The following is a 6885-nucleotide window of genomic DNA, read 5'->3' as shown; positions in this document are numbered from 1 at the left end:
AGGCGAACTATACGCCTCCACAAATCCCCTGTCAACTCCTGCCTGCATTTATTTTTGACTTTCTCTTCACTCAACTGTTTTTCCTAAGTTTATTTTTTGCTCCTTTGACTCAGTTTTGCGGTTTTATTTGACTCCACTATCTGCCGATAGGGATGATGACTTGTTTATAGCCTCTGTTTCCTTTTACTTGTGACTAGATGACAGTACTATTTATCAATGTCATTTTTGAGTTTAGCATTTTCATAGTATTCTTTTTTAAATCTCAACAATGCTATTTGCTTTTTTAATGTTTCCACGGTGTCGAGCAGCTTTTGTTCTTGCTGGCTAATTATATTCAGCCGCTGATCCAGTGTTTTGTCTCCTTGCAAACAGAGCTCTACATAGTGTTGAACATCTTTTATGGACATATTGGCATTGCGTAAACATTCGATTAATTTTGCCCATTGTAAATCTGCATCTGAAAAAAATCTTTTGTCATGCTGATCTCTCTGTAAGAACGGGAATAGATTAAGGGAATCGTAATAGCGCAGAGTATGTGCTGATAATCCAAGAATTTGGGCCGCTTCGGTTACGGAATATTTGGGTTTGAGGCTTAACTGCCCATTATTGGCTATTGATAAAATACAATCCTGTAAATCCACCATTTTTTACCTCTTTAGTTTTATAAATCAACAAAATATCATAATTAGTAAAGACGGGATATTAAGCTTGACTTCGAGTTACTCTAATTATTACATTTAATGCCTATTAAATGAATAAAATCTGAAAGAATGGGAATATGAACCTAAATAATATTAGAAATTTTTGTATTATTGCTCATATTGATCATGGTAAATCTACGCTGGCTGACAGGTTAATTGAAATGACAAAAACGGTCAGCGAAAGAGAAATGAAAGAGCAATTATTAGATAATATGGAGCTTGAAAGAGAGCGCGGTATTACTATTAAGCTCCAGACTGTGCGTATGTACTATCAGGCCGAAGATCAGGCTGAATATGAACTTAATCTGATTGATACGCCCGGTCATACTGACTTTGCCTATGAAGTTTCCCGCAGTTTAGCCGCTTGTGAAGGGGCATTATTGGTGATTGATGCCACACAGGGAGTACAGGCTCAGACTATTGCTAATTTAAAATTAGCGCAGGAGCAGAATTTAACGATTATTCCGGTTATCAATAAGATTGATATGCCAAATGCGGATGTAGAACGTGTTACCAAAGAGCTCGAAGAGCTGGATGGGATTAATCTGGACAATATTATATTGGCTTCGGCCAGAACAGGGGCCGGAGTCGATAATATTCTGAATGCTATTGTTAAAGAAATACCGGCACCTAGTGGTGAGCAGGATCGTCCTCTTCAGGCTTTAATTTTTGATTCGCATTACGATATGTATCGTGGTGTGGTTCTGCATGTCCGTATCTTCAATGGTTCGGTGACTACTGGTCAGAAAATTAAAATGATCAAAAGTGAACTGGAGTTTGAAGCATTACAGATTGGTGTATTTTTGCCTGAAATGAGGTCTGTTGAAACGCTTGTTGCGGGCGAGGTAGGCTATATTTCTACTAATATAAAGGTGGTCTCCAATGTGAAAGTTGGTGATACATTAATTGATATTAATGCACCAGACACTCCGCCCGTACCCGGATATAAAGATGTTAAACCCATGGTATATGCAGGCTTGTTTCCTATTAAAAATGAGGAACAGGAAAAGCTGCGCGATGCGATAGAAAAACTGGCTCTGAATGATTCGGCCTTTGTTTATCAGCAGGAAAATTCTCTGGCACTTGGCAGTGGCTTTCGTTGTGGCTTTCTAGGTATTTTGCACATGGAAATTATTCAGGAAAGACTGGAACGGGAGCATGGTATTGAAATTATTTCTACGTTTCCTAGTGTTGAGTACCGGGTAACGCTTACGAATGGCCAGGTAATAACGGTAAATAATCCGACATTGTTACCGAGTTTTGAAAAAATAGCTTCCATTGAAGAACCTTTTATTGAGTCAGCCATTATTATTCCTGTGGAAAATATTGGCGAAATTATGAATCTGTGCCAGGAAAAGCGTGGCATATTCGTTGATATGACCTACCTCAATAATAAAATGGCGGAACTATTTTTTAAGCTGCCGATTTCTGAAATTGCCTATACTTTTTTCAATTCATTAAAATCCATCACGCATGGTTATGCTTCAGTTGATTACCGCGACAGATGTTATATTGCGTCTGATCTAGTGAAAATGGATATCTGGCTGAATGATGAAATAGTAGATGCATTTTCATTTATTTTACCGCGCAGCAGTAGTTTTGAACGCGGTAAGCAAATAGCTCTGAAAATGAAGCACGTGATTCCGCGCAAGTTATATCCCATGCCAGTTCAGTCTGTGGTTGAAAACAGAGTTATTGCGCGTGAGGATATTCCGCCCTTACGCAAAAGCGTAACCGGAAAAGGATATTCCGGCTCTCTATCCAAAAAGAGAAAAATTGCTAAAAATATAAAGGATAATAAAGTCAGACAACGTAAATTTGGCGGTGTAGATATTCCTCAAGCTGCGTTCCATGCGGTGCTGGATATTAGCTGATAAGTATTTATCTCTGTCAATTTAAAACTAAGAGGGTATGCTTTTTCTATACCCTCTTAATTTTTCTACAGCTATTAAAATAATACTTTGAGTATTAACTGTTTTAGCTTACATTTTTTGTACCTGAATTTCATTTAGATAGATATCCTTTTCAGGTAAAGGTTATATACGACAAAATTATCAATGGTTATATACCATATAGATATAGCTTATAAAATAAGAACATCACTGGCAATCTGTTATCTTTATTAGGAATTATTGACAACTAAAAACAAAATAAATTGTCATGAATTAATCAAATAGAGTTCATTGAATATCGTAGTACAACTTTTAATATATCCTCTCGTTCCAGTTAGAAATCTATTTTCTAACGAGATCAAAATAAATTCTCATAATGCAATAAAAAACTCTGCTCGATAATTTAACTGAGTTAATTATTTAATCAACTGTTCGTCATTAAGATAGTTTTAAGAAGTAGAGCAATCTTTTCCATTGTGGTCACGAATCAGCTCAAAATCATGGCCCAGTGCAAAATTTGTTGCACTAAAGGCCTACTATTTTATTAACACACTCCATGATATTGTTTGTTTTATAAAAAGAATTGTTATTTTATACATAATAAATGATAATGATTATTATTACTTTAATAAGGTACTCATTTAATGAAACCGTGTAATTACAGTCCTGCTTCTCGACTTTGGCAACTCACCTTTAAAAATAAAATTTTAATTATTTTATCTTGTTTATTTTCAGTTTTAAGTGTTGCTACTGCTTTTATCCCTTTTATTTCGGTTTATTATATTGTTTACGAAATAATAATGAGTTTAGTCAATAAGGACGTATTAAATAACGGGCTTATTATTCATTATGGTTGGCTGGCTTTTATTGCGGCTGCATTGTCGCTATTTTTTAATTTCCTTGCACTCTGCTTCTCGCATATTGCTGCGTTTAAAACGCTCTACTATTTGAAATATAATTTCGTTCGGTATTTATCATATTTACCATTAGGATTTTATACTGAACATTCGAGTGGAGAGTTACGAAAAATCGTTGATGATGATATTGAAAAGATAGAAATTTTTATTGCTCATCAACTCCCTGATATGGTTGGTTCGTTTGCGACTCCGATTATCATTTTAATTATTTTAGCTGTTTTTGACTGGCGTTTAGGGTTGGCAACGCTGGTACCCATTATTTTGGCTTATATTGTTTTGATAAGCGGCTACCGTCGTAAAGATATTAAAAACCATATGCAGGAGTTTCAAAATCGACTTATTGATATGAGTAATGCTTCAGTTGAATATATTCGTGGTATTGCTGTTGTAAAAGCTTTTAATCAAACCTTTTTCTCATTTAAACGCTTTTATGAGTCAATTAAAGCGTATCAAGTATTTTGCCTTAAGTTTACTGATTGTTTTAAATATCATATGGCATTTTTTCTGCTGATATTAAATAACATCTATCTTTTTATTCTCCCGGTAATAATTTTCTTACTCGGTTCTGTAGATAATTATGCAAATTTTATCTTAGCTTCTATTTTTTATTTAATTTTCTCACTGGCATTACCAGCGCCTTTTTTAAAACTGATGTATGTTTCTCAAGGCCTTCAAAAAGCAGTTAAAAGCGTTGAAAATATGGATAGTGTTTTAAACGTAAAACCTTTAGCTGAACCCGAATCCGGTTTAGAAGTAAATCGTTATGATATTGGTTTTAATGATGTTACCTTTGCCTACAATAAGATTCAGGGTAGTGAGGCTTCAGAGAATAATGCGCTAAGTCACATTTCGTTTACGGCAAAACAAGGAACAACTACTGCTCTGGTTGGGCTTTCCGGCAGTGGTAAAAGTACAGTCTCACTGCTTATTCCCCGCTTCTTTGATCCTGATGAAGGTTCGATAACGATTGGTGGTGTAGATATTAAGCAAATGAAAAGTGAGTATTTATTGTCGTTAGTGAGTTTTGTGTTTCAGGATGTTTTTCTCTTTAAACAAACTATTTTAGATAATATTAAAATCGGCAAACCCGATGCCCGGTTAGATGAAGTTATTGCCGCCTCTAAAGCTGCACAATGTCACGAATTTATTGAAAAGCTGCCAGACGGCTATCAGTCGGTAATAGGTACTAAAGGACTGCATCTTTCAGGCGGTGAAATGCAACGTTTAGCAATCGCCCGCGCATTACTAAAAAACTCACCTATTTTAATTCTTGATGAAGCCACTTCTTTTGCTGATCCTGAAAATGAATACAAAATTCAGCTTGCCTTGAAAGTTTTGATGCAGGGTAAAACCGTTATTATGATTGCTCATCGTTTATCAACAATAAAAGATGCAAATCAAATTGTGGTATTAGATAAAGGTCGAATTGTTGAAAAAGGAACGCATGAGCAGCTAATTGATAAGCATCATACCTATTACAAAATGTGGCAATACTATAAACAAACATTAAATTGGCAATTGCATCAGTCTGGTCAAGATGATGAGGTGGCATATGTTTAAAAAATTATTGATGTTGTCTGATGCAGAGAATAAAAATCTTAATCAAGCTATTATCGCCTGTATCATCTCTAATTTGACATTAATGTTACCGTTTGTCATTTTATTACAGATAATTATCCTGCTAATTAAGCCATTAACTGACCAAATTCCTGTAAATATAAATTACTTATGGATTATGGCTGGAGCAGGCGTAGTTTCAGCCTTATTATTCTTATTTTGTTATAAAAGAGAATATGAAAAAACTTACGCTAATGCTGTTAGTCAGGCTGCCAATACCCGAATTGAAGTTGCTGAAAAAATCCGCAAACTACCGCTTAGTTTTTTTAATCGAAAAGATCTTTCTGAACTTACGGCTAATATTATGGGTGATTGTGCCGTTATTGAGAACATGCTTAGCCATGTGATACCTCAATTAATCGGTTATTCAATCAGCAGTCTGATAACTTGTTGTTTATTGGCATTTTATGATTGGCGGATGGCTGGTGCTATTTTTTGTACTCTGCCGATTTCTATTATTATTGTTGTTATTGGTAAAAGACTTGAACAAAAATTTGGTGAAAAACATGTTCAGGCTAAATTAATTGTTTCCGACGAAGTTCAGGAATATCTGGATGGTATCAAAATCATCAAAGGTTACGGAATAAGTGGTAAAAAATTCCAACGTCTGGATAAAGCCCTAAAAAAAATGATGTGGGCATCAATTAAGTTTGAAGGAATAGGAGGAATTATTGTCACTTTGTCTACTATGACATTACAAGTCGGTTTAGGCATAGTGGTTTTACTCGGTGTTTCGCTGATGGTTTCTGGCAGCTTAGATCCAATTACTTTTATTGCCTTTGTTATTATCAGTTCACGAATTTATAGCCCTCTGATTTCTATTTTGACATTATTACCCGAGCTGTTTTATATGCTTGTTTCAATCGATAGAATGAGAAGTTTACAAACTGAGTCTATTATGGAAGGAAAAGAAGATGTGACTTTTGCTAATCATACTATCAATATTGATCATGTTAATTTTTCCTACAATCAAATAAACGTTATTAATAATTTAAGCTGCACTATTCCAGAAGGAAAAATGACAGCATTAGTTGGACCATCAGGTAGTGGTAAAAGCACTTTATTACAATTGATTGCACGCTTTTGGGATGTAAATTCGGGGAGGATTACCATTGGTAATCTCGATATTAAGCAAATTGACCCTGAAACTTTGATGCATTCAATGGCTTTTGTTTTCCAACAGGTGGTATTGTTTGATGATACGATTATGAACAATATTCGCATTGGAAGGCATAATGCGTCTGATGAAGAAGTCAAACTTGCCGCTAAAATAGCCAGATGTGATGAACTAATTGCCCGATTACCTGATGGCTGGAATACCTTAATAGGTGAAAACGGCAGTAAATTATCAGGTGGTGAAAGGCAACGAATCTCAATTGCCAGAGCATTATTAAAAAATGCTCCTATTATTTTGCTTGATGAGGCTACCGCCTCATTGGATCCTGAAAATGAGATTTATATTCAGGAAGCAATCGCCAGTCTGGTCAAAGACAGAACTGTAATCGTTATTGCTCATCGTTTAAAAACGATTATCGGTGCGGATAATATTATTGTTCTGGATAAAGGTTCAATTGCAGAACAAGGTAATTATCAAGACTTGATGAACAATAATGGTTTATTTACTAAGCTTTATAGTTTTCAAAAACAAGCATTATCTGTTAATTATTGATTAATTATTTTTCTCATAATTATCGGTATATGCTATAGCAATATAACTGATAAGAAACAGGCGCAGGTTGCAGTCATTCATTTAACGGG

4 protein-coding genes are annotated in these 6885 nt (G+C 35.0%); 3 read left to right on the top strand and 1 reads right to left on the bottom strand.

Going from position 1 to position 6885, the window contains the following annotated elements; translation table 11 throughout:
- Positions 1-206 precede the first annotated feature (206 nt).
- Positions 207-644, bottom strand: a complete 438-nt coding sequence (locus tag H3U82_RS09700; protein WP_084551112.1) for a MerR family transcriptional regulator — start codon at positions 642-644, stop codon at positions 207-209.
- 134 nt (positions 645-778) lie between these two features.
- On the opposite strand from H3U82_RS09700, the gene lepA reads away from it, so the two are divergent.
- The 3 genes from lepA (at position 779) to H3U82_RS09685 (ending at position 6796) form a co-directional block, all read left to right on the top strand.
- The gene (lepA, locus tag H3U82_RS09695; protein ID WP_198210367.1) at positions 779-2575 is read left to right on the top strand and encodes a translation elongation factor 4; all 1797 of its coding nucleotides are present in this window, start codon (positions 779-781) and stop codon (positions 2573-2575) included.
- Positions 2576-3237: 662 nt separating this feature from the next.
- Entirely contained in the window at positions 3238-5070 is a 1833-nt protein-coding gene (locus tag H3U82_RS09690; RefSeq protein WP_198210366.1) for an ABC transporter ATP-binding protein, read from the top strand.
- On the top strand, positions 5063-6796 hold the full coding sequence (locus H3U82_RS09685; protein ID WP_198210365.1) for an ABC transporter ATP-binding protein: 1734 nt from the start codon (positions 5063-5065) through the stop codon (positions 6794-6796). Before H3U82_RS09690 ends, H3U82_RS09685 begins: the two co-directional genes overlap by 8 nt.
- The last annotated feature ends 89 nt before the right edge of the window (positions 6797-6885 follow it).

Origin of the sequence: Snodgrassella sp. W8132, assembly GCF_016100865.1 — a bacterium.
GTDB lineage: Bacteria > Pseudomonadota > Gammaproteobacteria > Burkholderiales > Neisseriaceae > Snodgrassella > Snodgrassella alvi.
The sequence above is the reverse complement of the archived record's forward strand: the minus strand, read 5'-3'. Positions and strand labels throughout refer to the sequence as shown.